23 protein-coding genes are annotated in these 23,794 nt (G+C 60.3%); 12 read left to right on the forward strand and 11 right to left on the reverse strand.

Features of this window, described 5'->3' with window-relative positions:
• Positions 1-233: 233 nt before the first annotated feature.
• Positions 234-866: a DUF6474 family protein gene (locus QP908_RS08805; RefSeq protein WP_023018162.1), complete on the reverse strand. Its 633-nt coding sequence runs from the start codon at positions 864-866 to the stop codon at positions 234-236.
• Positions 867-934: 68 nt separating this feature from the next.
• On the opposite strand from QP908_RS08805, the gene QP908_RS08810 reads away from it, so the two are divergent.
• On the forward strand, positions 935-2,368 hold the full coding sequence (locus tag QP908_RS08810) for a TM0106 family RecB-like putative nuclease (protein ID WP_284772094.1): 1,434 nt from the start codon (positions 935-937) through the stop codon (positions 2,366-2,368).
• Here QP908_RS08810 and QP908_RS08815 read toward each other — a convergent pair.
• The 3 genes from QP908_RS08815 to QP908_RS08825 all read right to left on the reverse strand — a co-directional run bounded on the left by QP908_RS08815 (position 2,365) and on the right by QP908_RS08825 (position 5,553).
• Positions 2,365-3,663 carry a copper oxidase gene (locus tag QP908_RS08815; RefSeq protein WP_284772095.1) on the reverse strand — a complete coding sequence of 433 codons (1,299 nt, stop codon included), beginning with the start codon at positions 3,661-3,663 and terminating at the stop codon, positions 2,365-2,367. The genes QP908_RS08810 and QP908_RS08815 overlap by 4 nt on opposite strands.
• A gap of 10 nt (positions 3,664-3,673) precedes the next feature.
• Complete coding sequence (locus tag QP908_RS08820; RefSeq protein ID WP_284772096.1) at positions 3,674-4,825, reverse strand: MFS transporter; 1,152 nt, start codon at positions 4,823-4,825, stop codon at positions 3,674-3,676.
• Positions 4,826-4,950: 125 nt separating this feature from the next.
• Complete coding sequence (locus tag QP908_RS08825) at positions 4,951-5,553, reverse strand: superoxide dismutase (protein ID WP_284772097.1); 603 nt, start codon at positions 5,551-5,553, stop codon at positions 4,951-4,953.
• A gap of 164 nt (positions 5,554-5,717) precedes the next feature.
• Between QP908_RS08825 and msrA the strand changes: the two genes are divergently transcribed.
• Positions 5,718-6,365: a peptide-methionine (S)-S-oxide reductase MsrA gene (gene msrA / locus QP908_RS08830; protein ID WP_284772098.1), complete on the forward strand. Its 648-nt coding sequence runs from the start codon at positions 5,718-5,720 to the stop codon at positions 6,363-6,365.
• On the opposite strand, the gene QP908_RS08835 is transcribed toward msrA, so the two are convergent.
• Positions 6,362-8,104, reverse strand: a complete 1,743-nt coding sequence (locus QP908_RS08835; protein WP_284772099.1) for an alpha/beta-hydrolase family protein — start codon at positions 8,102-8,104, stop codon at positions 6,362-6,364. The two genes, msrA and QP908_RS08835, sit on opposite strands and share 4 nt — an antisense overlap.
• A gap of 87 nt (positions 8,105-8,191) precedes the next feature.
• Here QP908_RS08835 and QP908_RS08840 point away from each other — a divergent pair, with 87 nt between their 5' ends.
• From QP908_RS08840 to QP908_RS08855, 4 genes are all read left to right on the forward strand, one after another.
• Positions 8,192-9,139 carry an L-lactate dehydrogenase gene (locus QP908_RS08840; protein WP_284772100.1) on the forward strand — a complete coding sequence of 316 codons (948 nt, stop codon included), beginning with the start codon at positions 8,192-8,194 and terminating at the stop codon, positions 9,137-9,139.
• Positions 9,139-9,843, forward strand: a complete 705-nt coding sequence (locus QP908_RS08845; RefSeq protein WP_284772101.1) for a glycerophosphodiester phosphodiesterase family protein — start codon at positions 9,139-9,141, stop codon at positions 9,841-9,843. Before QP908_RS08840 ends, QP908_RS08845 begins: the two co-directional genes overlap by 1 nt.
• Before the next feature lie 20 nt (positions 9,844-9,863).
• Complete coding sequence (locus QP908_RS08850) at positions 9,864-10,784, forward strand: DUF5926 family protein (RefSeq protein WP_005279695.1); 921 nt, start codon at positions 9,864-9,866, stop codon at positions 10,782-10,784.
• 86 nt (positions 10,785-10,870) lie between these two features.
• The gene (locus tag QP908_RS08855) at positions 10,871-11,059 is read left to right on the forward strand and encodes a hypothetical protein (RefSeq protein ID WP_284772102.1); all 189 of its coding nucleotides are present in this window, start codon (positions 10,871-10,873) and stop codon (positions 11,057-11,059) included.
• 8 nt (positions 11,060-11,067) lie between these two features.
• On the opposite strand, the gene QP908_RS08860 is transcribed toward QP908_RS08855, so the two are convergent.
• Genes QP908_RS08860 through QP908_RS08870 form a run of 3 tightly spaced genes read right to left on the reverse strand, consistent with a single transcriptional unit; the run spans position 11,068 to position 14,254 of the window.
• Positions 11,068-12,351 (reverse strand): LCP family protein, encoded by a 1,284-nt coding sequence (locus QP908_RS08860; protein ID WP_284772103.1) that lies wholly within the window; start codon positions 12,349-12,351, stop codon positions 11,068-11,070.
• Positions 12,352-12,410: 59 nt separating this feature from the next.
• Positions 12,411-13,121, reverse strand: coding sequence for a CPBP family intramembrane glutamic endopeptidase (locus QP908_RS08865; protein ID WP_284772104.1), 711 nt, complete (start codon positions 13,119-13,121; stop codon positions 12,411-12,413).
• Entirely contained in the window at positions 13,118-14,254 is a 1,137-nt protein-coding gene (locus QP908_RS08870) for an amidase (protein WP_284772105.1), read from the reverse strand. The genes QP908_RS08865 and QP908_RS08870 overlap by 4 nt, the downstream gene beginning before the upstream one ends.
• Before the next feature lie 33 nt (positions 14,255-14,287).
• On the opposite strand from QP908_RS08870, the gene pheA reads away from it, so the two are divergent.
• Both pheA and QP908_RS08880 read left to right on the forward strand, forming a co-directional pair.
• A complete protein-coding gene (gene pheA / locus QP908_RS08875; protein WP_284772106.1) occupies positions 14,288-15,196 on the forward strand; it encodes a prephenate dehydratase in 909 nt (302 codons plus the stop codon).
• Between the two features lie 9 nt (positions 15,197-15,205).
• Positions 15,206-15,859 carry a histidine phosphatase family protein gene (locus tag QP908_RS08880; protein WP_239269315.1) on the forward strand — a complete coding sequence of 218 codons (654 nt, stop codon included), beginning with the start codon at positions 15,206-15,208 and terminating at the stop codon, positions 15,857-15,859.
• Here the strand turns inward: QP908_RS08880 and QP908_RS08885 are convergent.
• Genes QP908_RS08885 through QP908_RS08895 form a run of 3 tightly spaced genes read right to left on the reverse strand, consistent with a single transcriptional unit; the run spans position 15,856 to position 18,030 of the window.
• Positions 15,856-16,203 carry a metallopeptidase family protein gene (locus tag QP908_RS08885; protein ID WP_239269314.1) on the reverse strand — a complete coding sequence of 116 codons (348 nt, stop codon included), beginning with the start codon at positions 16,201-16,203 and terminating at the stop codon, positions 15,856-15,858. The genes QP908_RS08880 and QP908_RS08885 overlap by 4 nt on opposite strands.
• Positions 16,204-17,253 carry a septum formation family protein gene (locus QP908_RS08890; protein WP_239269313.1) on the reverse strand — a complete coding sequence of 350 codons (1,050 nt, stop codon included), beginning with the start codon at positions 17,251-17,253 and terminating at the stop codon, positions 16,204-16,206.
• Positions 17,254-17,280: 27 nt separating this feature from the next.
• Positions 17,281-18,030 carry a GntR family transcriptional regulator gene (locus tag QP908_RS08895; RefSeq protein ID WP_239269312.1) on the reverse strand — a complete coding sequence of 250 codons (750 nt, stop codon included), beginning with the start codon at positions 18,028-18,030 and terminating at the stop codon, positions 17,281-17,283.
• Between the two features lie 65 nt (positions 18,031-18,095).
• Here QP908_RS08895 and serS point away from each other — a divergent pair, with 65 nt between their 5' ends.
• From serS to QP908_RS08915, 4 genes are all read left to right on the forward strand, one after another.
• Positions 18,096-19,352 carry a serine--tRNA ligase gene (gene serS / locus QP908_RS08900; protein ID WP_239269311.1) on the forward strand — a complete coding sequence of 419 codons (1,257 nt, stop codon included), beginning with the start codon at positions 18,096-18,098 and terminating at the stop codon, positions 19,350-19,352.
• A gap of 27 nt (positions 19,353-19,379) precedes the next feature.
• Positions 19,380-21,011: a lysophospholipid acyltransferase family protein gene (locus tag QP908_RS08905; protein WP_239269310.1), complete on the forward strand. Its 1,632-nt coding sequence runs from the start codon at positions 19,380-19,382 to the stop codon at positions 21,009-21,011.
• A gap of 300 nt (positions 21,012-21,311) precedes the next feature.
• Positions 21,312-23,036 carry a glycerol-3-phosphate dehydrogenase/oxidase gene (locus QP908_RS08910; RefSeq protein ID WP_284772107.1) on the forward strand — a complete coding sequence of 575 codons (1,725 nt, stop codon included), beginning with the start codon at positions 21,312-21,314 and terminating at the stop codon, positions 23,034-23,036.
• Positions 23,037-23,048: 12 nt separating this feature from the next.
• Positions 23,049-23,786: an MIP/aquaporin family protein gene (locus QP908_RS08915; protein ID WP_284772108.1), complete on the forward strand. Its 738-nt coding sequence runs from the start codon at positions 23,049-23,051 to the stop codon at positions 23,784-23,786.
• The last annotated feature ends 8 nt before the right edge of the window (positions 23,787-23,794 follow it).

Consider the following 23,794-nt stretch of genomic DNA (forward strand, 5'->3'; position numbering starts at 1 on the left):
CTACCCCCGGTACCCGATATCCGCACCGGTCGGTACTCGATACCGCCCTACCGGTACTAAATAGCGTCGCGCGTCATACCTAATACCGGAATTCGGAATCTGAATTAACTTTAAATGAATTCTACCAGTGTAGAAATTAATAGACAATAAAAATTTACTTATTGGCGCTTACGTATAAAAATATCGCCGCTACCTTAAAGAAAGGTGAACGGCGATGGGAGGCGGAGGAGAAATTATTCGCCCAGGCGCTGTTGAATCTCCGCGGTAACGGAATCGATCTCTCCGCTAATGGTCTTATGCGCGCGGCGGCGCTGCTGCTCCGTCATGAATTCGGCGTTATCGATCGCGGCATCAACCTCTTCGAGGCGCTCGCGCACGTCCCGCTTGAAGCCGGCGGGCAGATCTACGTCCTTGAGGGAATTACGGATGCCGGCGGTGCGGGCCTTGAGCGGCGCGCCGTAGCCGGAAAAGGAGGCCATTTCTGCAGAACTTACGCCCGCCTTGTGGGCCTTGCGCTTTTCTTTTTCGGACTTAAGGCCCACAAATGCGCGATAAACGAGGGGAAGCAAAAGCGGGGCGGCGGTGCGCAGTGCGCCGGCATAGCGCTTGACCTTGCCGGCATTAAAGTGGCCCTCGCGCAACTTTTCCAGTTCTTTTTCCGCCATTTTCTGTTCGTGTTTACGGCGCTTTTTGAGACCCTTTTCTTCGGTCTTAAGAAGATGCTTTTCTTGCTTGGCAAGGAGCTTTTGTTGGCGGCGACGATCCTTCGACTGGGCCTTTACCTCAGCCTTGGCGCGCGCCTTCGCCGCTTTGGCCTGCGCGCGTGCTTCCTGGCGAGCCTTTTTCAATTTCTTGAGGATACTCATTATTTTCCCTTACGTTCGATCGAGTCTGGATTCAACATTACCTTGCTGTTCTATTAAGCTCACCCGGTGTGGAGGATGTCGTTGTAGCTTCGGATCTCGTTGGGTGCCGCTATCGCTTGGTGCAGCGGCGCGCCCACCCGGAGATTCCGCGTACCCGATCCTCGATTGCTCGGGCCGAGCGCCACAGCGCCGCAGTGGACGCGGTCATGGAGTTATTCCCGCGCAAAGCCCCTGGCCGTTTCCGGCGCATCGATTTAGAAGGCGATGATTGGGAACGCGCCATGGCCACGCTGGAGGCCATTGCCTCCGGCTATACCCACATCACCAATGCGGTCTTTGCCACCGAAAAGTGGAAAGTGCACGTGGAATTACTGCTGCGGGAGGCGGGTTCTTATACCCCCATTATTGTGAGCAACCACCGCGTTGCGCGCAAGGACCCAAAGAAAACTACGCTTGCCGTGCCCACCCACCGCCTTGGGTTGAGCGAGCCCATGGAGGTTCCGTATAAGCCCCGCCACCATGCCGTCGATGGTTATCGTTTGGCGCTAGCCGCCGAGGCCTTAGAGGACATGGGCCTGAATTCCGGGCGGGGCGGGGCCATTGGTCAGGATCGCCAACAGGCCTTTTTTACGGAGACAGCGAAGTTTGATGTGCAGCGCGCCTGGGATAAGCCGCTGCCCACCGCGCCGGTGCGGGTCAAAGAGTGTGCGAGCTGCAGGTTCTGGCCCTTGTGCGAGCAAGAGCTGGTGGCGGCGGACGATATTTCCCTTTTCTTACCGGGCGATCGCGCCCGCCCCTTCCGCGAGCGCGGGATTACCACGGTGCAGGCGCTTATCGATGCCAATGTGGGCGAGCCCTCCCGCCTCGCTGCCGCGTGGCGCTCTGGGCAGACGCTGTTGCGCCGCGGGGATACTTCGGTGCCGCGCGCGGACGTTGAGGTGGATGTAGACATGGAAGCCTATATGGACCAGGGCGCCTACCTCTGGGGCGCGTGGTTCGAGGGGGAGTATTACCCCTTCGTGACGTGGGAGCCGCTGGGCGCGCGCGCCGAGGCGGAGAACTTCGCCGAATTTTGGCGGTGGTTGATGCAGCTGCGCGATACAGCGCATGCGGAGGGCAAGACCTTTGCCGCTTATTGCTATTCCGCCCACGGTGAGAATCACTGGATGCGCCGCTCCGCGCAGCGCTTCCGGGAGGTGGATGAACGGGAAGTAGAAGACTTTATCTCTTCCCCAGAGTGGGTGGATATGTTTGCCTACGTGAAGAGATCCTTCGCGGGGCCCTTTGGGCTGGGGCTCAAAGTGGTGGCCCCAGTGGCGGGATTCCGGTGGCCGGACGAGGACTTTGATGGCGAGGAGTCCGTGAACGCGCGCCGGGAGGCCCTAGCGGGCGACATGAGCGTCCGGCAGCGCCTCTTGGACTATAACGCCGGCGATGTGCACGCCACCCGGATAGTGCGGGAGTGGATGACCGCCGGCGCGCCGGGGACCCCAGAGCTCTAGAGCGCCGCGAATAGGGCGTAGATCACCGCCAGGATGGCGATGCCGATATAGATTTGGTTCCAGTCCGCGGTGGTTTTCGGCGCGGGACCCTCCGCCTTTTTCATCAACACCTGCTTTTGGGCCTTGACCGCGCGGGCGATGAATATGGGGTAGACCGCCAAAGAGCCGATGCATAGCAGCGAGGCCACCACCTTGAGCACGGAGATATCCGTGCCCATCCAGATAAGCAGCCCGCCATTGACGAATGTGGCGCGCAACAGGCCCCACCGATCTAGCTCCTGAAGCCCCGCGCGGACCGCGCCGGGGCCACCGCCCATGGTGGTGGGAAGGAGATAGCTCATGACTCCGATGAGCAGCTGCGCCGCAAACCCCACGACGAGGCCGAGGGTGGGAAGCCCTGGTTCCGCAACGAGGAAGTGCTGTGTGGTGTAGTACGCCAGGGATAGCACCAGCCAGAGTGCGGCCATCAGCACCGAAACGGAGGCAAAGTTAACGCGATCGCGCGGTGCGCGGGCGACGTCGATGACATTGCCAAGCCACTGGTGCAGGCTCAGGATCCAACCGATGCAATAGATAATCAGCCCGAGCTGTGGGAAGTTCAGAAACGCGCCAATGGTCGTTGCCACCACGCCCAGGGTAAGCAGTAGGAACGAGGAGGACATGCGTTCATTGGTGCCCTGCGTGCGCCAGATGGTGGGAAAGAGGATGGTCAAAGAACCTGCTGCGGCAAGGCCGATGAAACCGCCGATATTGGCGGCGATATGGGCCAAGAGCAACTGTGGATCACCCGGGTGGATGGCCAGGATTGCGCCGAAGACCGCACCGACCGGCAGGCACAGCGCGGATAGCACATAGGCGCCGACAACCGGGCGGAAGCGCTTATCTTTAGCTGTTCGCCACTGGGTAAAGAGGGACACCGCGTGCCACAAAACGGCAAGCGCGATGAGCGTGGCGCCGATTTGGGTCAGTATCCAGTGGTGGGCCCAGAACTGCACGAGAATTTGGCCCGCCACGGCGATGATGATGCCGATATTGAGGATGTAGATGCGCGCGAGCTGTTTAGGGCGGGAGGAATCCGGCAATTTTTGTTGCACGAATTTCTCCGTCAGGTGTTGTGACCACACCACGATGCTGTTGGTGACCAGGCCCAACGTGAAGAGGTGGATAAGTACCCAGCGATAATTGGGCACGAATATGTGCGCTGCGCCCACCACGATGAATACCATCATCCAGATGGACACGGGGCGTGAGGCTTTGCGGTGCCAGGTGCGGCTCGACCACTTATCTTGAGGCATAAAACCGAGTTTAGTCGGATTTAACCTTGGTCCAAGTCAATGCCGTGAGCGCGAGCGCAAAGGCGGTGAAGCAAGCGATGAATTGGTGCCAGGTGAGCGCATCGAAAAGCACGCCTGCCAACGCGCCCACGATGGAAGAGCCCAGGTAGTAGCAGAAAACGTACATCGAGGACGCCTCGGCACGGTCGTGGGTGGCTAGTTGCCCCACCCAGCCAGACGCGGTGGAGTGGACCGCGAAGAAACCGACGGTCAGGCACACCATGCCGATTAGCGTCATGGCTAGGTTGCCGGCGCAGAGGATAATGCCCACGGTAAAGAGCGCGGCGGAACCCACCATCGTCTTTCCGTGCCCAATGCGCGCGACCAGCGTGCCCGCCCGGGCCGAGGACCACGTGCCGGAGAGATAAAACAGGAAGGTAAAACCGGCCAGTGCCGGCGATAGGCCGAAATCCCCGGTTAGGCGGAAGGTGAGGAAGTTATACATGGACACGAAGGTGCCCATGGATAAAAAGGCAACGATAAATAGCGTGGCGAGATCCTTATTTGCCCAGTGCCCAAAGACTGCACTCAGCTCCGAGCGGAAGTGAATTTCCTTGGGGTGAAAGTTTTGCTGGGCGGGCAGGAGGATCCAGCAGGTAATGGCAAAGGCCAGGGACACCACGGCGGAGCCGAGCAGAGCCCAGCGCCACGAGGAAAACTCCACGAGGCCCGCGGGAATGATGCGGCCGGTGAGCCCGCCCACGGAATTGCCGGCGATATAAAGGCCCATCGCCTTAGGCAAAGCGTGATCCTCGAGCTCTTCCGATAACCAGGCTATCGCCGTCGCCGGTGCTCCAGACAACATCGCGCCCTGCAGCCCGCGCAGGGCAATGAGCTGCCAGCCCTCTTGGGCCAGGGGCACCATGAGGCCCAAGATAGTGGCGGCGATGGCGGAAATGAGGAGGATGCGCCCGCGCCCATAGCGCTCAGAAAGAATGGACGCTGGAACCACGCAGATGGCTAACGCTCCTGTGGCGGCCGAAACGGTCATGGCCGCCTCCGTGTGCGAGATGCCCATATCCGTTACCAACGTGGGCAAAATTGCTTGGGTGGTATAGAGGCTAGAAAACACCGCCAAGCCCAATAGGAGCATGGCGATGGTGGCGCGCCGGTTTCTGGTCATGCATACCAGCATTCTCTTCACAGGCGGCGGTGTAAATTGCGCCACACCCTTGATGGGGTTAGTGCAAGCATAAAAATGCCGCCCTTCCAGTAAGGAAAGGCAGCAGAAAGTAACTAAGTTATAAGTTACTTCTTAGCTGCAGCGAAACGCTCTGCAACGTCATCCCAGTTGAAGACGTTCCAAGCGGCCTTGACGTAGTCGCCCTTCACGTTCTTGTACTGCAGGTAGTAAGCGTGCTCCCACATATCGAGCATGAGCAGCGGGGTGAAGTCAACGGAAACGTTGCCCTGCTGGTCGGTGAGCTGCTCGATGATCAGGCGGTCAGCGATGTGGTCGTAACCCAGCACTGCCCAGCCAGAACCCTGGAGGGAGGTAGCAGCACCAGCGAAGTGTGCCTGGAACTTCTCGAAGGAACCGAAGTCGCGGTCGATAGCCTCTGCCAGCTCACCGGTGGGCTGGCCGCCACCGTTCGGGGACAGGTTCTTCCAGAAGATGGAGTGGTTGGTGTGGCCACCCAGGTTGAATGCCAAGTTCTTGGACAGGGCGCGGATACGGTCTGGGTTAGCCTCGCCGTTGCGCTCTTCTTCCAGTGCCTCGAGGGCAGCGTTAGCACCCTTCACGTAGGTTGCGTGGTGCTTGTCGTGGTGGAGCTCCATAATCTCTGCGGAGATGTGTGGCTCCAGTGCGTCGTATGCGTATGGGAGGTCAGGAAGTTCGTAAACAGTCATTTGTGTAATCCTTTCTTCGGGTACGTGTCCCGATGATAGGCACGATCGAAAGATTTCGCCATGATTAATTTGAAATCTGCAATTACCGCGAATATTTGGTGGCCCGGGAATCTATTTTCCCAGTACAACGTTATTAAGGGAAATGGAGAAAGGAGCTTTACCTGATGTGGATGTTTAAACCAGAGCCGAAGATGGTGGCTGCGGAAGATGCCTTGCCGGGCCGCAGCGAGCCGGTCTTGGACCCAGCCCCGCACGCGGTGCTAAATACCCCAATTACCGGTCCGTGGAAGGACGGCCAGAAATCGATCTTGATTGCCCTGGGCTGTTTCTGGGGCGCGGAGAAGATGTTTTGGGAGACCGATGGCGTCGAGTCCACCTCGGTTGGCTACGCCGGTGGCACGACTCCGAATCCCACGTATTATGAGGTCTGCCGCGGGCAAACCAACCATGCAGAAACCGTCGAGGTCACCTATAACCCGGAGAAGATCTCCTTGCGCGAGCTCGTGGTGAAGGCACTGGAAGCCCACGATCCGACGCAGGGCTTCCGCCAAGGAAATGACGTGGGTACGCAGTACCGCTCCGCGTTTTATCCCCGCACCGAAGAAGAGCGGGAGGAAATCCAGGAAATCGTGGATAGCTACGCGGATAAGCTCAAAGAATTTGGTTTTGGGGAGACCACGACGGAAGTAAAACGCTTAGCTGATACGGACTCTGGCGAGTACTACCTGGCTGAGGACGAGCACCAGCAGTACCTGCACAAGGTGCCGAATGGGCACTGCCCGCACCACAGCACCGGTGTGAAGTGCGATTAGGCGTCGAGCCGGATAAATCCGGCGATTTTGCCGGCTAACTTTGAAGTGAGGTTCAGGCGCGATTGGGAGCCTAGGACCTCGTCCCAGTACCCGAGCATTTCCTGAAAGTAGTTATGCCCGTGGCCGCCTGGGACGTTCAGGGAGTTGATCTGGTCTAGTCCAATTTGCCACCAAGTAATAAATGGCGCCCAGCGCAGGTGGCGGAGCGTATCCGCCCGCAGCGTTTCCGGCTGGGGTTCGTGCATCCAGGTGGGGCGGCGGAACATCAGGTTCAGGTCCCACCACACGATGGCATCGGAGGCATGCTGGGCGATGAGCACGCGGGGCCGGCGCCAGCTGGAAGGAAAATCGTTGCCAAAGGCATCGTGGCGCGAGTGCTCCGGTTGGGCGACAAAGCGGACGTGTTTCCCGCCATCGATGACGGGAAGCCGCTCGAGCGAGCCGATATCGCGGCGCAGGCGCTGGGTAAAGCGCGTCATCCGCGGCGGGCCAGAAAAGACCGCGCCGCTGCAGGCAGCCAGGAGTTCTTCCTTGTTCTGGAAGTTATCCATAATGGCGTAGGCACCCAGGGATTCCCCCGCAAGGTAGAGCCGCGGGCGGTCTTCTTCTGGGAGCTTGTCAATTTCTTCTTGCACCACGGAAATGAGCTCGGCCGCAGCGCGCTTGGGCGCGTTTTTATCCACGAGGTAGGCAAAAACCGAGGGCAGGTAGGAATACTGCATGGTGACGGTGACGCAGTCACCGGCGGTCAAAAACTCATAGGAGCTCGCGCTCCAGTTATTAATCCACCCGGATCCCGCGGGCATCTGAATGACGATGGTGTCCCGGCGCAGCGCGCCGGTGCGCTGCAATTCTGAGCGCACCTTCTTCGCCGCCTGGGCAAAGGAACGCCCGGGGATATAGCCGGCATAAATGCGGATGGGTTCTTTGGCGGGAGCGCCGGTGATGGTGCGAATATCGCGGGCGCGCGGGCCGTTGGAGACAAAGCGCCGCCCCTGTTGCCCTAACGCGGACCAAGGTTCAAGCGACCACGGGCTACCGGAGCGCTCCGGCTCCCAGGGCATGGACGTGCCGGGAAAGATTTGCTTATTCAGGCGCTGTGCCTTGTGGGAGAGCGAACGGATCCAGCGCCGGAATACCACGCGATCAGATAGCCCCACCGCGGCCACGGTGAGCCCGGCGGTGACGACCGGCCAGGCCACGAGTGCTGGAACCCAACGGCCCAATTGGCGCGATAATTTGGTCACGGTCAGTTGTGCCGCCTCGCCTACCAGTAGCAGCGCGCCGTATCCGGCGGTGCCGGCGGCTAGGCCGATGGCCGCGGTAGCCGGACCGCGAACCAGTTGTTTATTGACCAGACCCGCCTGCTTTTCCTGGTTGCGCAGAGAGATCGCCGCATTGAAGGCGGTGCCGGCGCCAATAGCTAAGTGCAAAATCTGGCGGTGCTGCGGGCCTAAGCGGTCTTGCGGGCGCTTGCCCAGCCGGTTGAGCACGAAACTCGTCGATGCCGCCCCGAGGTGCCCGATGGCCTGCCCGATAGATACATTGGCCGCCGTTACCCACCACGGGCGGGGCAGCAGGGACGGCGATACCGCGGCCCACGTGGCCAGCTCTGCGCCTAAGATTCCGGCCGACATATGGGGTGGCAACGTCTGCCGGCTGGTCATGCGGACGACGGGCGTGAGATCCGCGACTACGCCAAGAGAAATTAGTGCAGCGCGGCTGAAGGCGCGTTTCATGGTTGCCCATTATCCCAGAACGTACCTCGTTGCGCAGTGTGAAACATTACGCATGCAAAACCCCGCCGGGCGTTGCACAATAGGGTTATGGCAAAGCATGTAGGAAATAAAGTCGTTCTCATTGGCGCGGGTGACGTGGGAGTCGCTTACGCCTACGCACTGGTCAACCAGAGCATCGTCGACCACCTGGCCATCATCGACATCGATGAGCGGAAGCTGGAAGGCAATGTCATGGACCTCAACCACGGTGTGGTTTGGTCGCCACAGCGTACCCGCGTCACCAAGGGCACCTACGAAGATTGTGCGGACGCTGACATGGTCGTCATCTGCGCCGGCGCCGCCCAAAAGCCCGGCGAAACCCGCCTTGACTTGGTGGATAAGAACGTCAAAATCATGAACAGCATCGTCGGAGATGTCATCGCTAATGACTTCGACGGCATTTTCTTGGTCGCCACCAACCCGGTCGATATCCTGACGTATGCGGTATGGAAGGCCTCCGGCTTTGACCACAAGCGGGTCATCGGCTCCGGTACGATTTTGGACTCCGCGCGCTTCCGCTACATGCTGGGTGAATTGGAAGGCGTGGCCCCGAAGTCCGTGCACGCCTACATCATTGGTGAGCACGGCGATTCTGAGCTGCCCGCCGTCTCCACCGCGAATATCGCCGGTGTCCCGCTTTCGCAGAAGCTGGAAAAGGATCCGGAATACGCCGAGCGCATTGAAAAGATCTTTGAAGAAACCCGCGACGCCGCCTACTCCATTATCGATGCAAAGGGATCGACCTCCTATGGCATCGGCATGGGGCTGGCGCGCATTACCGCTGCGATCATCCAAAACCAGGACGTGGCGCTTCCCGTCTCGGCCTACCTGCAGGGCGAGTACGGCGTGGAAGACCTCTACATCGGTACCGCGGCTATCGTGAACCGCACCGGCATCGTTCGCCCGGTAGAGCTGCAGCTCAACGAGCACGAGAAGGAGCGCTTCGACGCTTCTGCAAAGACGCTCAATGACATCAAAGAAAAGTTCTTTGGCTAGTGCACATCGTCGCGCATAGGGGATATTCCGGAAAATACCCGGAGCTATCCCCCTTAGCTTTTGAAAAGGCCATGGAGCTTCCCATCCATGGCGTGGAATGCGATGTGCGGTTAAGCCGCGATGGCAGGGTGGTAGTCCAGCACGATCCCACCTTGGAGCGAACGACGGGGCGCGCCGGGCGGGTTTCGGCGATGGACTGGCAGGATTTGAGTGAGGTCGACATCGGCAAGGGGCAGTGCATGATGCTTCTCGATGACCTCCTGGCCATGCTGGGGGACAAGCCCCACCACCTTTATATTGAAACCAAGCACCCCTCCGGGCAAGGTAGCGCCTTGGAAAAGCGGGTCATGGAACGACTGCGCGCCGCTGGGCTCGATGAAGATCCGCGCATTCACGTTATTTCCTTTTCCCACAAAGCCATCCGGCGCATGAAGATTTTGGCACCGCATATTGACCGCATTTACCTGCGCCGAGATTGGGAACGCCATTTTAATCGCTCGGATTTCATGTGGTCGCGGCCGAGCGCCCTGGGGGTTTCCCTGCTGCGCGCTAAGATGCAGGCGGCGATTATCGGTGCGCAGGGCTTGCCCACGTATATGTGGACCGTTGATAAGCCGGAGGACATGAAGTGGGCTTGGTCCAATGGCGTGGACATGCTTGCTACCAACCAGCCGGAGGTGGCCCTGCGCGCTATTGAGCTGTAGAAAGCAGGTATCTTGGAGGCATGGCCAAGAAGAAAAAGAAACAAGAAGACCTGCCTGAGGGCATGTCCCGCCGTCAGGCGAAGCTTGCTGCCCGCGCCAAAGAGCGCGCCGCCTTGGAAAAAGACCCGCGCCCCTATAGCGGCCTCGCAGCGGAGGCTTCCCTCGTTGCCATGCAAGAGTTTGTGCCTTCTGCTTTTGCGAAGCTCGACGTGAAGGGCTGCGATAGGAACGTCTACGTCTCCACTGTCCTTCCGGGCGCCACCGCGGCGCTGATCCGCGATGAGGAATTCGGCGGCGATGCTTTTGTGGCACTCCAGGTGCAGTCTCACACCCACAACCCCGGCCGGGATCTGGCTTTCGCTCTGAACTGGGTCAAGAACAACGAGCCAGGCTCGACCCTGGAATCAACCGCGGCCGATGGCTCGCAGCCGGAGCTTAGTGAGCTTATCGATGCCGCAACTACCCTCGACATCGAAGTCCACCAGGACTTCAGCTGGTGGATCCCGGAAGGCGCACAGGTCACCCCCGAGGTATCGCAGTCCATGCGCGCCGCCAATGACTCGGTCATCGAATCCCACCAGGTGGGCAAGGACATTACCGGCACAGCCTTTTGGGCCAATGCCGGCGGCGGCAAAGCGCACGTGCGCTGGGTGCGCCCGAACGACGATGAGGCCGCGTTCCTCAATGCCCTGGCGCGAGTCGCCGCGCGCGGCGAGCTGAACTTGGGCGAGGACACCAAGTTTGCCGGAGTATTCCGTACTCACGGCCTTATTGCTCCCGTCTTTGACGTGCAGCCCGAGGTTGATTATTCCTCTTATGAGGACAAGCTCGCGGGCGTAGATAAGGCCTTGGAAGAAGAAATCTCCAATGACGCGCAATTGAATGCAGAAGAGCGCAAGCAGCTAGAAAACATCAAGTCCCGCCAGGTGACGTTGCGCTAAACGAACCACACCAAAGCGGCCCTTTCCCTACAGTACGAGGAGGAAAGGGCCGTTTTCTTCGCAATCTAGCTAGGACGAGTTAAGGCATGAACAAGAAAAACTCAGGGCCTCGGCGCATAGCCTGGGCTTTCGCAGCCGCCGGCGCAATAGCCTTCATCCTTGGCATAATTAGGATGTTCTCTATGGATCCTGTGGAGTGGAGAATTCTCCTTGAATTCTTCATAGCAACCACACTTGCTGGTTTCTCAATAACGTTTTTCCGATACGAAGATTGAGTTCAGGCCTATTTCATGGAGTCCCAGAGTTGTTGGGCGCCTTCATCGTCCCAGAGCACGACATTGCCCACGACGGTGTCCTGGAACCCGCCAATGGGAACGGTTTCCGTATCTACGCCGGAGCCCATCGCAAGCGCCACGCGGGCCAGGTGCCATACGTGGTCGCCATCGCCCACGATGAAGGAGGAGGCGGTGTGGTTAATCAGGGAAATCGACCGGAAGGGGTTAATCAGCGTGGCCGGGGAAGTGATCTTATCTAGGAGCGCGGCAAAGAATTCGCGCTGGCGCTGCACGCGGTCGAGATCGCCCATTGCGGTGGCGCGGGTGCGCACATAACCCAGCGCATCGCTGCCCTCTAGCTTCTGGCAGCCTTCCTGCAGATCGATGCCCGCCAGGGGGTCATTGATGGGCTCTGCAACGCAGATATCAACGCCGCCGACGGAATCGACCACATTGGCCAAACCACCCATGCTGATTTCGGCATAGTGATCAATGTGCAGGCCAGTATTGCCCTCCACGGTTTGTGCTAAGAGCTTTGGCCCGCCGTAGGCAAAAGCGGCGTTGATCTTATCCATGCCGAAGCCGGGTACTTCCACGTAGCTATCGCGCGGAATGGAGACCAGTTGGGCTCGGCCGGAGCGTGGGATATGCAGGAGCATGATGGTATCGGTGCGGCCCTCGCCCACATCGCCACCGGTGCCGAGGGCTTGTTGATCCTCTTCGGACAGGCCCTGGCGGGAATCGGATCCCACCAACAGCCAATTGGTGCCGGAGGTATTGGCCACCTGCTCATCCGGGAGGGCATCCACGCGGGTCAGGCGCGTATCGGCCCACAGCGCGAAGATGAGGCTGCAGACCACGACGAAGAGGACAAAGATGCCGACGCACCCAAAGAACCGCTTGACCGGATTGGTCTTTTTCCGGCGGCTATGCGGTTTAGAGTGGCGGCGGGGCGGTTGCTGCGCTTGTTGTGGTTGGTAGCGCTGTTGCAGCTGCTGCGGCGATTGCGGCTGCGATCGCTGTGGCGGCCGTTGCTGTGGCTGTTGTGGCCGCTGTGGTGGTTGCTGCGCGGAACACTGCTGGGCCCGGTACTGGCTGGGGTAGCGGGTAGGGGTTTCCTGGCGCGGGATGTGCTGCTGCGGCTCGGCACGATTCGTGCGCGGCCGGCGGCGGATGGGCCGACCGTAGCGGTCCTTGAGGGGACGGCCATCGGCCCCAAGGACGAACTCACTGGATGAGCTATCGCCAGCGCGGCGCGCCTCCCGATGCGGATCTCGTCCTGATTCAGTCATGCGCTATACCTTACAAGGCGCCGGCCAATTCCCCCGCTTTCCTCGCGAGCACGCCACTATTAAAGCACAGAAAGGCCGAAGGAATAGGCGAGGAAAGCGATCGCATCGATAAGAAAGTGCGCGATGACAAGCGGCCACACGCGGCCTGTGCGGTGATAGTAGTAGCCGTAGATTACGCCCATGATGATATTGCCAAAGCCGGCCGATACCCCCTGGTACAGGTGATATGAACCGCGCAGGATGGAGCTAGCTGCCAAGGCAGCCGGCAGCGACCAGCGCGCCTGGCGCAGCCTCGTCATCAGCCACATGACCACCACGGTCTCTTCCGCAAAGGCATTTGCGGCGGCCTTGATGAGGGACACCGGAATCTCTAACCACGCATTGTCGAAGTCACCGGGGATGACCTCTTTGCTCCAGCCAAACTGCATCGCGGCGAAATACAAAACTAGGCCCGGGATGCCGATGAGCGCGGCGAGTCCCGCGCCGTGCAACCAATCAGAGGCACGGTAGGCGGCCGGTTTAATGTGGTCTTGTGCCAGCAGGAAAATCACCAGCGCACCATAGGCAAAAAGGACCGCCGCCGAGCACAATTGCAGTCCCAAATCCACCCATGCCAGGCTGGATTGGCTGGAGTTGAGCGTGACGGATTGCTCATTGAGCGCCTGTGGAGCAGCCAGCGAATTGATAAGCCGCAACACCGCCCTGACCCCGGAAATACCAAAGGTCAGGGTGAGGACGATGAGCAGCTCGGCGCGTAGTTTCTTGGTCATGGGTGCAGGATGTGGGCGAGGCCTAAAAGTTGGGCATCGGAAAGCGTAATGCCTCCCACATGCACGCCGACGGGCGGGTGCGCGGGGATGGCCCAAGGTACAGAGATGGCGGGCAATTGGGCCATATTAAACAGCGAGGCCCATGGGGACCAGCGCGTTTGGGCGTCGAAATTCTCCGCGTGCGGAAGGGACAGGAAATGCCCCCGCGGCGGGGGATCCGCGGTGAGCATGGGCGTGATAATGGCATCGACCCGCCATTGCTGCGCTAGGAGCTCCGGGAGGTGGCGGACATGGCGCTGCGCCGCGTTCAGCTCTGCGGCGGATACGGTAGCGCCTTGCTGGGCCACCCAAGCCGCGTAGCCCTCTGCCTGCGGCAGCCCCACAAACCGGGAGGTAAAGATCTCGCGGAAGTGCGCAAACGTGGCCCCCGCCTGCGGATAAGGCGCAATGGGGACCACCTCGAACCCCGCAGCGCGCAGGCGATCCGCGGCCTCGCGTGCCGCCCGCAGGTGGTGGGCCTCCACCCGAGTCGCGGCAAAAAGGGGCTCAAGCAACAGCCCAATGCGGGCGCGCGGGGTGATCATGCGGTGGCCGTGCAGGAAGGCATTATCGGCCACAGTGCGGGTGATAAACCCCTCCGCGCCCAGGTTGCTGCCCGCAGGCTTAAAGCCCACGACCCCGCAGGCCGCCGCGGGAACGCGAATGGAACCGCCGCCATCGCTGGCCTGCGCCGCGCGCACGAGGCCGCGGGCTACCTGGACGGCCGCGCCGCCAGAAGAACCGCCCGGGGTGCGTCCTGGATAAAGGGGATTATCGGGGTGGGGAAGATCCACCGGCTCGGTATCGACGCGCAAGCCCAACTCCGGGGTGGAGGACTTGCCAATGAATACCGCGCCCTGCTTTTCCAATGTCGCGATGAACGGCTCGCTGACCGCGGGATAGTACGTGCGCTTGGCATTGCCCAAGGTGGTGGGCATGCCCGCGACATCGTTGAGATCCTTTGCAGATAGGACCCACCCGCACAGTCGACCGGTGCGGGCGGGGGTGCGCTGCAGATCCAGGTAGGTAAAACCGTGCTCTGTGGGGCCCATGCCCTGCACATCGGCGCGGAATCGTTCTATGGAAAAGTCCATGGCGCACCAGTCTAGTGGGCTAAGGTGACGGGCATGACTACAACCATCGCTTTCTTAGGCCCCGCCGGTACGTTCACGGAGGCCGCCGTGCACAAATTTGCCGCGGAGTGGGAAGCGCGCGGGGAGACCGTGGAGACCCTACCGGTGGACTCGCCTTCAGCGGCGGTGGCGGCCGTGCGCGCCGGGCAGGCCGATTATGCCTGCGTCGCCATCGAAAACTCCGTGGACGGGGCGGTGACGACGACCTTTGACGCGTTGGTAGAAGGCGATCCCGTACAGATTTACCGCGAGGTAGATATCCCCGTGACCTTCAGCATCATGACCCGGCCGGGAACGAAAGACATCACGCGCCTGAGCACGCACCCGGTGGCCTTCCAACAAATCCGCGGCTGGGTGGCAGAGAACGCGCCGGGCGTGGAATTCGTGCCGGCGAGCTCGAATGCGGCGGCGGCTCAGGCCGTAGCGCGCGGGGAGGTCGACGCGGCGGCGGCGCCAGCGCGGGCGGCAGAACTTTTCGGCCTAGAAACCAAGGCGAGCGGCGTGGCCGACGTGCAGGGCGCGGCTACCCGTTTTGTGTTGGTAGGCCTGCCGGGTCGCCCGACCGCACGCACCGGCCAGGATCGCACCAGCGTCATTTTCACCCTGCCCAACCAGCCGGGAACCCTGGTGGGGGCCTTGCAAGACTTTGCCCACCGTGGGGTGGATCTTTCCCGGATTGAGTCGCGGCCGACTCGCCAGACCTTTGGTACCTACCGCTTCTATGTGGACCTGATTGGGCATATCGATGACCAGCCGGTTGCTGAGGCCCTGCGCGCGGTGTGGTTGCGGGCGGAGGAACTGCGCTTTTTGGGCTCCTGGCCCACCGCGACGCCCGCCGGCCACCCGCCGCGGGACCTGGCTGAGGCGGATGCCTGGGTGGCGAGGGCGCGCAGGGGTCAATAATCTGGACGCATGACTGGAAGAATCATCCTGCTGCGCCATGGCCAAACCCATTCCAACGTATCCCGGCTGCTGGATACCCGGCCGCCGGGCGCGGAGCTTACGGATCTGGGGCGCAACCAGGCCACGGAGGTGGGCCGGGAGCTAGCGGGGTTCGTGGGTGATCGCGAGGTCGACTTCAAGTGCTCTATTGCGCTGCGGGCGCAGCAGACCGCCACCTTGGCGGCGCGCGCCTTTGAACAGGAGCGGAACCTGCCGCGCTTTTCCATTCCCATCGATGTCATCCCGAATGTGCAGGAGATTTTCGCCGGCGATTGGGAGCTCGATGCCAGCGAGGCCGCCCACCGCAGCCACGATACGGCCATGCGCGGCTGGTGTTACGGCGATAGCCAGGCCGCCATGGAAGGTGGCGAGCGGCTCCAGGACGTGCTTTCGCGTTTCCAGCCCGCATTGGAAGAGATTGCGGCGCAGCTTGCCGATGACCGCGATGTCATCCTCGTCAGTCACGGCGCCGCCATCCGGGTGGTGACGAAGCACGCCACCGGGGCGGACGCGGACTTTGCCTATACCGGTTATATGCCCAATTGCCGCTTTACCGTGATGGAACCGCGCGGCAAGAAATTTGGCGAGTGGACGCTTACCCGCTGGGCCGATATTGAGCTCTAACCCCAGCCCAGCTGGTGCAGTTCGTGTTCTTCCATGCCAAAGTAATGGCCTAGCTCGTGGAAGACCGTGACCTTGACCTGCTCGGCCAGGTCTTCTTCTGACGTGGCCCAGCGCTGCAGCGTGCTGCGATAGATGAAGATCGCATCGGGCAAATACCCGGTGTGGTCAAATGTGCGCCGAGGCAAAGCGACGCCTTCATAGAGCCCCAGCAAGGTGGGATTATCGGGGTTTTCCTCTTCCACCAGGATCACTAGGTTGCGCATCTTGCGCACGAATTCATCGGGCACCTGATCGAGGGCGTCATTGACCATCTCCTCGAAGCGCTCTTCCGAGACGGAATACATTTACGGCGCCGGCTTATCATCGCGAATCGGGTTGCGCTCAGGGCGCTCCTCCGGCGGGTTGCCATCGATGGAGAGCGCCTGGCGGCCACCGGTGGCGGTACCAGTGATGGAGGAGAAGCCGCCATCATCGCGGGCGTGGACGAGTGAGCAGTTCACGGACTTGGTGCCACCATTCCAGGACTCTTCCGATACGGTGCCCCAGAACGGTTGCAGCGTGGATTGGTAGAGCTGCTCTTCCCCGCCCAAGTAATCCTCAGCGGCGGCCGTGCAGGTATCCGAGAGGAATTTATCCATCTCCTTGCCGTCCGGGTACGCGTCGGGGAATTTCTTGCCCAAGTCGATGACGGATACCGTCTCCAGCTGGTGTGGCTGGCCGCAGTCCACGACGTGCGGTACCTGCTGATCATCGATGGCCAAGCACTCGCCCGGCTTAGCCAGATTGGCCTGCTCGGAGGCCTCGACGTTGCCGGTGGTCAATTGCGGCACGCCGTGATCATCGGTGGTCTGTAGGCCGCACAGCAGGGTGCGGTCACCGTTATCCCACGCGGATTCCGGCGGCAAAATGGAGGCAATATCGTATTTGCCGTGCGGATCCCACTTGCTGTGCAGGTAGCTCACTGTGGCGGATTCGCAGAGCTCATCGCGCAGCTGGTGCTGGCGGGTAAGCGCGGGCCGCGAGGCATCTGGGCCGAATTCGCTGGTGGGGTAGACGCTGAGATCCTCCACGGTAGAGACCTCAAAGCGGTGCTGCTCCGAGCATTCCACCTCTTTGAAGGAAGCGGCAGAGCCATCCTCGTTGATATCCCACGTCACGCAGGACCCAGCGGAAGCGGAGGTAAAAGGCTCCGTCTTCGGATCGGAGGATCCCGAGCCACCCGCACCGCCCTCAGCGGACTGCTCGGAAGAGGCCGTATTATCGGCCCCGTTGGAGCCGTGGTTGCTGACAATGCCGTAGATACCCATGAAAACGGCCGCCGCGATTGCTGAGATCAAGGCAATCTGGACGGCCACAGCGGAACGCCACGCAGGTGATTTCTTCATAAGGCCCATTATCTTACCCCTTAAGCAGGGTCTTTTCTAGATTGAGGTATCCCGGGAAACGCGGGTATTCAGGTGGTACCTATCAGTGCGGTAGACCGAGGAACACCATTCCACGGGCTTATCCCCCGAGCGCGAGCAACGCACGATGTGCAGCAGTGGGGAACCCACGGGGACATCGAGAAGCGGCGCAATCTCCTCATTGGCGGCAATAGCGGAGACGGTCTGGTCCGCGTCCGTGATGGGGACGCCAAATGTCTTATCCAAAATCGAGTACACAGAGTTATAGGTGTCATTTTCCAGCAGGCTCGGCGCAAAAGCGGAGTTGTACCAGCCGTCATCGATGGAATAAGGCTCGCCATCGCCCAAGCGCAGCCTGCGCAAATGAATTTGTTCCTCTGTGGCAGGGGTGCCAAAGAATTGGGTGGCCGCCTCCGGTGCGCTAGCGCGGCCGCTATTCAGGATCTTGGAGGAAGCCACCACGTCCTGGGCACTCATTTCATCGGAAAAAGAGGCCAGGTGAAGGCGCGATACCAAGGGGTTGGGGGCAACGAAGGTGCCTTTACCGCGCACGCGGCGCAATTTACCGGCGGCAACGAGATCCCCGATGGCCCGGCGCACCGTAATGCGGGAGACGCCGTAGGTTTCCTCTAGGAGCCTCTCACCGGGGAGGATATCACCGGGTTTGAAGGTGGTATTACATAATTCCTCCAGAATATCGTGCAATTGGGCGTGCTTGGGAGTGGGGCCATCGCTGATTTCGCGGGCCGGCAATTCTAGGGAGGACATGATTCCATAATAATTCGCTGGTTATTACCACGGCAAGGCAATGGCAGTGCGCTAGAATCAGTTCCGTGATTGATCTCAAGCTACTCCGTGAAAACCCAGACGTTGTCCGCGCCTCCCAGGTCACCCGTGGGGAAGACCCCTCGCTCGTGGATCAGCTCCTCGCAGCCGATGAGAAGCGTCGCTCTGCCATCCAGAAGGCAGACGAGGTGCGTTCCCAGCAGAAATCCCTGGGCAAGAAGATTGGTCAGGCCTCCCCGGAAGAGCGCCCGGCGTTGCTGGAAGGCGCAGATGAGCTGAAAGCCAAGGTCAAAGAGGCTGAAGAGGCTCGGTCCGCGGCTGAGGCCACGGTGGAAGAGCTGCAGTACAAGATCGATAACGTCGTCGAAGGTGCGCCCGCCGGCGGCGAGGATGACTTCGTCCTCGTTGAAGAGGTAGGCGAGATCCCGCAGTTCGATTTCGAGCCCAAGGACCACCTTGAACTCGGCGAATCCCTGGGGCTCATTGACGTCAAGCGCGGTGCGAAGGTCGGCGGTGCCCGCTTCTACTACCTCACCGGCGATGGCGCATTCCTGCAGCTGGGCATGCTGATGTTGGCTGCACAAAAGGCACGGGAAGCCGGCTTCCAGCTGATGATTCCGCCGGTTCTGGTGCGCCCAGAGATCATGGCCGGCACGGGCTTTTTGGGCCAGCACTCCGATGAGATCTACTACCTGCCAGCCGATGATCGCTACCTCGTGGGCACCTCCGAGGTAGCCCTTGCTGGCTACCACAAGGATGAGATCATCGATCTATCCAATGGTCCCCTGCAGTACGCCGGCTGGTCCTCCTGCTTCCGCCGAGAGGCCGGTTCCCACGGCAAGGACACCCGCGGCATCCTGCGCGTGCACCAATTCGACAAGCTAGAGATGTTTGTCTACTGCAAGCCGGAAGACGCAGAGGAAATGCACCAAAAGCTCCTCGATATGGAAAAGGAAATGCTGGCTGCGATGGAATTGCCGTACCGCACCATCGATATCGCCGGCGGTGACTTGGGCTCTTCGGCGGCCCGCAAATTCGATAATGAGGCGTGGGTGCCAACCCAAGGCACCTACCGTGAGCTAACCTCTACCTCCAATTGCACCACCTTCCAGGCCCGCCGCCTATCCACTCGCTACCGCGACGAGAACGGGAAGACGCAGGTAGCCGCCACCTTGAATGGCACATTGGCCACCACCCGCTGGATCGTGGCGATTTTGGAAAATCACCAACAAGCCGATGGTTCCGTCGTTGTTCCAGAGGCCTTGCGCCCATTCGTGGGCAAGGATGTTCTCACGCCGCAGTAGCCTGCGGAGCAAAGCTAAAGGAGCACCATGAACGCTGCGACGAATTTCTTGTACCGCCAGATCACCCACATTGGGCGCGGCCTCACCTTGGCCCAAGGCCTGCAGATGCGCCTGTCGGGGGAAGAGAATATTCCCGATGACGGCGGTGCCGTCCTGGTGTGCAATCACACCGGGTACATGGATTTTCTGTTCGGCGCGTTCATTGCCTATCGTAAAAAACGGCTGGTGCGCTTTCTGGCTAAGGCCAGCATCTTTAGCGCGCCAGGCGTGGGTGCCCTGCTGCGCGCCATGGGGCACGTGCCGGTAGACCGCATCGATGGCAAAGAGTCCTTGCGCAAGGCGGTAGAGCTTGCCGAAGCCGGCGAGCTCGTCGGTGTCTTTTCGGAGGGCACGATTTCCCGCAGCTTTGAAATCCGCAGCATGAAAACCGGCGCATCTCGCATCGCTTTTGAGGCGGGCGTGCCGGTTGTCCCGCAAGTGATGTTTGGTTCGCAGCGCCTGTGGACAAAGGGCCACAAGAAGAATTTGGGACGCACCAAGACTCCGGTCTTTATTTCCGCGCTCGAGCCGTATTACCCCACTGGGGACCCAGAAGCCGATACAGCTGAAATCCGACGGCGCATGCAGGAGGCCCTAGAGGGACTTTGGGAGGATTACGAGGCGGAGTTCGGCCCCATGCCCGCCGGCGAATATTGGGTTCCCGCGCGCAAGGGCGGTTCTGCCCCGACCCTGGAAGAGGCCGAAGCTCGCGATGCGGAGGTAGAAACGGAGCGGCACCGGGTGCGTCGTTTGCGCGATGATTTGGTAGGGCTCAAAGAACGCGTTTCCGTTTCCACCGTTGAACTCGTGCGCAACCACATGGCCTCTGCCAAAGGTAAGGAAGGCCAGGAAGAACACGTTGGCGACGAGCCCCAGGAAAAGAAGCATATCGCGGCCGATACCTTGGAGTGGGTCAAAACCAATCTCAATGCCGTGGTGGAAGAGGCGACCCGTGGCTTGGATGAAGGCAAGGATAAGGTCGCCGATGTCATGGCGCAATTGAAGTCCGACGTGGCGCAGGCCCAGGCCTCTATTGCCGCAAGCAGCAAGGAGATCTGGGAAGGATCCGTGGTAGAGCAAGGATTGCTCGCCGCGGCGACACAGTCGCGCCTGATCGTTTCTCGCCTGCCGCACCGGCTCAAGGCCCAGTTTTCTGACATCCCGCGCGTAGTAGTGGCGCATCAAAGCACGCTGAACTGGGAAGACGATGCCCTGACCCCGCGGTTGAAGGCGGCGCTAGAAGGCATCTACCCCGCGGCGGAGGTGCTCATCGCGGTGTCGTGCGATGCGGATCTCGATGTCCCGCAGGCGGTGTGGCATATCCAGCTTGATGAGCAGGCCGAAAAGCCGCTCGTGGATAAGGAGGCGATGAAGGTTACCTCGGCCACGGCGGCCGCCGGCGTGGACTGCATCCTAGATGATTTGGAAGCCAAGCCGAGCGAGACTTTGGTCTTTGGTAATGAACCAGGGGATGAAGAATTTTTGAATCACATCCCGGTCGTTGCTCTAGAGACCGCGCCCATCGAGGTGGTCAAGGATGCGCAGGCTGTGACGTATTCCGCCGAGCGCGCAGGTATGTCTGAGGTTTTGGAAGCGATGGCCCGGCTACAAAAAGATTAGCCGTGTGCAAACGTTGGCGTTGCCACCCCCGCGAGGGGGTGTTTTTCTTTTTGGGGAGCTAAGCAAAGGGTGGAAATTGACTGCTTACGGGGCCGGAAGTTACGTGTGAGAAACCTCTAGTGAATGTTTACCCGGTGACCTCTAGCATAGGAGATAGGAGATATTGGCTCTACTTTTTAGAGCGCAATAGTCGCCATCATGAATCATCCAAAACTTGCTTTTAGCTGTGCTTACGCCATCTCATTCATCGTTTGTCGGAGCAAGCACACATGAGCACCAAGGAAGGAGATGCGGTCTCTAATGACCCAGCAAAGCAACCAATCCTTTAACCCCGAATATTTTGAAAATGTGTGGAACGGCTACGCGGATGAGGACTACGACGTCGTCATCATCGGTGGTGGCTCCGTAGGTGCCGGCGCGGCACTGGATGCAGCAACCCGCGGTTTGAAGACCGCAGTGCTGGAGACCCGCGACTTCGCCGCTGGTACCTCTTCTCGCTCTTCCAAGATGTTCCATGGTGGCCTGCGCTACCTTGCGATGTTTGACTTCCGCCTCGTGGCAGAGTCCCTAAAGGAGCGCGAGCTCAACATGTCCACGTTGGCTCCCCATCTAGTTAAGCCGCTGAAGTTCATCTTCCCGCTCACCCACCACGTATGGGAGCGCGTCATGATGTTCGGCGGCTTTACCCTTTATGACCTCATGGGCGGTGCAAAGAGCGTGCCGATGCAAAAGCACCTCACCCGCAAGGGCGCCCTTAAGGTCACCCCTGGCCTGAAGGAAGACGCCATCGTCGGCGGTGTGCGCTACTACGACACCCTGGTGGACGATGCCCGCCACACGATGACCGTGTTGCGCAGCGCCGCCGAGTACGGCGCCGATGTGCGCACCAATACCGAGGTTATCGGCTTTGACAAGGACCGCGGCGGCCGCGTCGTTGGCGCTAAGGTCCGTGATACCGCCACCGGCCGCGAGACCACCGTGCGCGGTAAGGTCTTCATCAACGCCACCGGTGTTTGGAACGACAAGATCCAGGAGCTGGCCGGTGTGGAAGGCAAGTTCACCGTCCACGCTTCCAAGGGCGTGCACATCGTCGTGCCAAAGGATGCCCTGGATGCAGAAGCAGCACTGTGCTTCGTGACCGAAAAGTCCGTCCTCTTCGTCATTCCATGGGGCGATTACTGGATCATCGGTACCACCGATACCGACTGGGAGAAGGGTCTATCCCTTCCGGATCCCGCCCCCACCAAGGCAGATATTGACTACATCCTGAATGAGGTCAACCAGCGCGTGCGTCGCCAGATCACCCGCGATGACATCGTCGGTGTCTACTCTGGCCTGCGCCCGTTGCTGTCCGGTAAGTCCGATTCCACCACCAACCTGTCCCGCAACCACGCCGTGGCTCGCGTGGCCCCAGGCATGGTTTCCGTTGCCGGTGGTAAGTACACCACCTACCGCGTCATCGGTAAGGATGCCGTTGACCTAGCCGTGAAGGAACTCGGCGGCAAGGTGCCGGAGTCCATCACCGAGCACACCCCGATTCTGGGCGCTGCCGGCTACCACGCACTGGCCAACCAGATTCCTACCTTGGCCCGCCGCTACAACCTGAGTGAGGACTTCATCGAGCACCTGCTCGGCCGCTACGGTTCGCTTTTGGGCGAGGTTCTGGCTCCTGCGCAGGATGACGAGTCCTTGCTCGAGCCCGTTCCTGGCGCAGAGTCCTACCTCTGGGCTGAGGTGCGCTACGCCGTCACCCACGAGGGTGCACTGCACTTGGACGATATCTTGACCCGTCGCCTCCGCGTTGCCATCGAGTTCGGTGACCGTGGCGTCAACGCAGCTCCCGCTGTTGCGGACTTCGTTGCTCCGCTGCTGGATTGGAGCGAGGAAGACAAGCAGCTCGAGGTGGATACCTTCACCAAGCACACCGAGGCCGAGCTGGCTGCCGAGGCAGCTGTAACTGACCGCGAAGCTAACGACATTCTGGTCCGCGCTGGCTCCGCTCGTCCGACCGAGACTCAAGGATAAGGGGAGGCGCTAATGGCTGGATCTGACGCATTTTTGTGGGAGTTTATCGGCACCACGCTGCTGATGCTTCTTGGTAACGGCGTGTGTGCGCTGGTAAACCTCCGCACTTCGGGCGCCCGTGGCTCCGACTGGATTGTTATTGCCTTGGGTTGGGGCATGGGTGTCTTCGTCGGCGCCAGCGTCGCTGACCCAACCGGCGGTCACTTGAACCCTGCGGTAACGCTCATGCTCGCGCTCAATGGTTCGCTCGAATGGAACTTGGTTCCGTTCTACGTGCTGGGCCAAATCCTGGGTGCTATGTTCGGTGCCTTCTTGGCCTGGGCCGCATTCAAGCAGCTCTTCGATGCGAATAACTACGACGAAGAGGGCAATGTCACCGGTGCCAATTCTGAAACCGCGGGCATCTTCTTCACTGCCCCCGCTCACCCACACAATGGATGGAATACGGTAACTGAGTTCATCGCCACCACCGTATTGTTGATGTTCATCGCCTTCGGCCCTGCCGGCGGCGAGCTGGGACCGCTGAGCTACTTCGGTGTGGCATTCGTTGTTGTCGCCGTTGGCCTGTCCCTGGGTACGCCTACGGGATACGCCATCAACCCGGTCCGTGACTTGGGTCCACGCTTGATGTACGCCTTCGTCCTGCCCATTAAGGACAAGGGCAGCGCTAATTGGGGCTATGCTTGGGTGCCGATTGTTGGCCCGCTGCTTTCGGCCGTCGCCGTTGGTCTACTGTCCATTGCGCTTTAATCCAACCC

Origin of the sequence: Corynebacterium sp. MSK204 (assembly GCF_030229885.1) — a bacterium.
Taxonomy (GTDB): domain Bacteria; phylum Actinomycetota; class Actinomycetes; order Mycobacteriales; family Mycobacteriaceae; genus Corynebacterium.

Bases quoted from the DNA above. Each gene is read 5' to 3' on its own strand.
- QP908_RS08805 (WP_023018162.1), bottom strand. From the start codon at position 866: ATGAGTATCCTCAAGAAATTGAAAAAGGCTCGCCAGGAAGCACGCGCG.
- QP908_RS08815 (WP_284772095.1), bottom strand. From the start codon at position 3,663: ATGCCTCAAGATAAGTGGTCGAGCCGCACCTGGCACCGCAAAGCCTCA.
- QP908_RS08820 (WP_284772096.1), bottom strand. From the start codon at position 4,825: ATGACCAGAAACCGGCGCGCCACCATCGCCATGCTCCTATTGGGCTTG.
- QP908_RS08825 (WP_284772097.1), bottom strand. From the start codon at position 5,553: ATGACTGTTTACGAACTTCCTGACCTCCCATACGCATACGACGCACTG.
- msrA (WP_284772098.1), top strand. From the start codon at position 5,718: ATGTGGATGTTTAAACCAGAGCCGAAGATGGTGGCTGCGGAAGATGCC.
- QP908_RS08835 (WP_284772099.1), bottom strand. From the start codon at position 8,104: ATGAAACGCGCCTTCAGCCGCGCTGCACTAATTTCTCTTGGCGTAGTC.
- QP908_RS08840 (WP_284772100.1), top strand. From the start codon at position 8,192: ATGGCAAAGCATGTAGGAAATAAAGTCGTTCTCATTGGCGCGGGTGAC.
- QP908_RS08850 (WP_005279695.1), top strand. From the start codon at position 9,864: ATGGCCAAGAAGAAAAAGAAACAAGAAGACCTGCCTGAGGGCATGTCC.
- QP908_RS08855 (WP_284772102.1), top strand. From the start codon at position 10,871: ATGAACAAGAAAAACTCAGGGCCTCGGCGCATAGCCTGGGCTTTCGCA.
- QP908_RS08860 (WP_284772103.1), bottom strand. From the start codon at position 12,351: ATGACTGAATCAGGACGAGATCCGCATCGGGAGGCGCGCCGCGCTGGC.
- QP908_RS08865 (WP_284772104.1), bottom strand. From the start codon at position 13,121: ATGACCAAGAAACTACGCGCCGAGCTGCTCATCGTCCTCACCCTGACC.
- QP908_RS08870 (WP_284772105.1), bottom strand. From the start codon at position 14,254: ATGGACTTTTCCATAGAACGATTCCGCGCCGATGTGCAGGGCATGGGC.
- pheA (WP_284772106.1), top strand. From the start codon at position 14,288: ATGACTACAACCATCGCTTTCTTAGGCCCCGCCGGTACGTTCACGGAG.
- QP908_RS08880 (WP_239269315.1), top strand. From the start codon at position 15,206: ATGACTGGAAGAATCATCCTGCTGCGCCATGGCCAAACCCATTCCAAC.
- QP908_RS08885 (WP_239269314.1), bottom strand. From the start codon at position 16,203: ATGTATTCCGTCTCGGAAGAGCGCTTCGAGGAGATGGTCAATGACGCC.
- QP908_RS08890 (WP_239269313.1), bottom strand. From the start codon at position 17,253: ATGGGCCTTATGAAGAAATCACCTGCGTGGCGTTCCGCTGTGGCCGTC.
- QP908_RS08895 (WP_239269312.1), bottom strand. From the start codon at position 18,030: ATGTCCTCCCTAGAATTGCCGGCCCGCGAAATCAGCGATGGCCCCACT.
- QP908_RS08905 (WP_239269310.1), top strand. From the start codon at position 19,380: ATGAACGCTGCGACGAATTTCTTGTACCGCCAGATCACCCACATTGGG.
- QP908_RS08910 (WP_284772107.1), top strand. From the start codon at position 21,312: ATGACCCAGCAAAGCAACCAATCCTTTAACCCCGAATATTTTGAAAAT.
- QP908_RS08915 (WP_284772108.1), top strand. From the start codon at position 23,049: ATGGCTGGATCTGACGCATTTTTGTGGGAGTTTATCGGCACCACGCTG.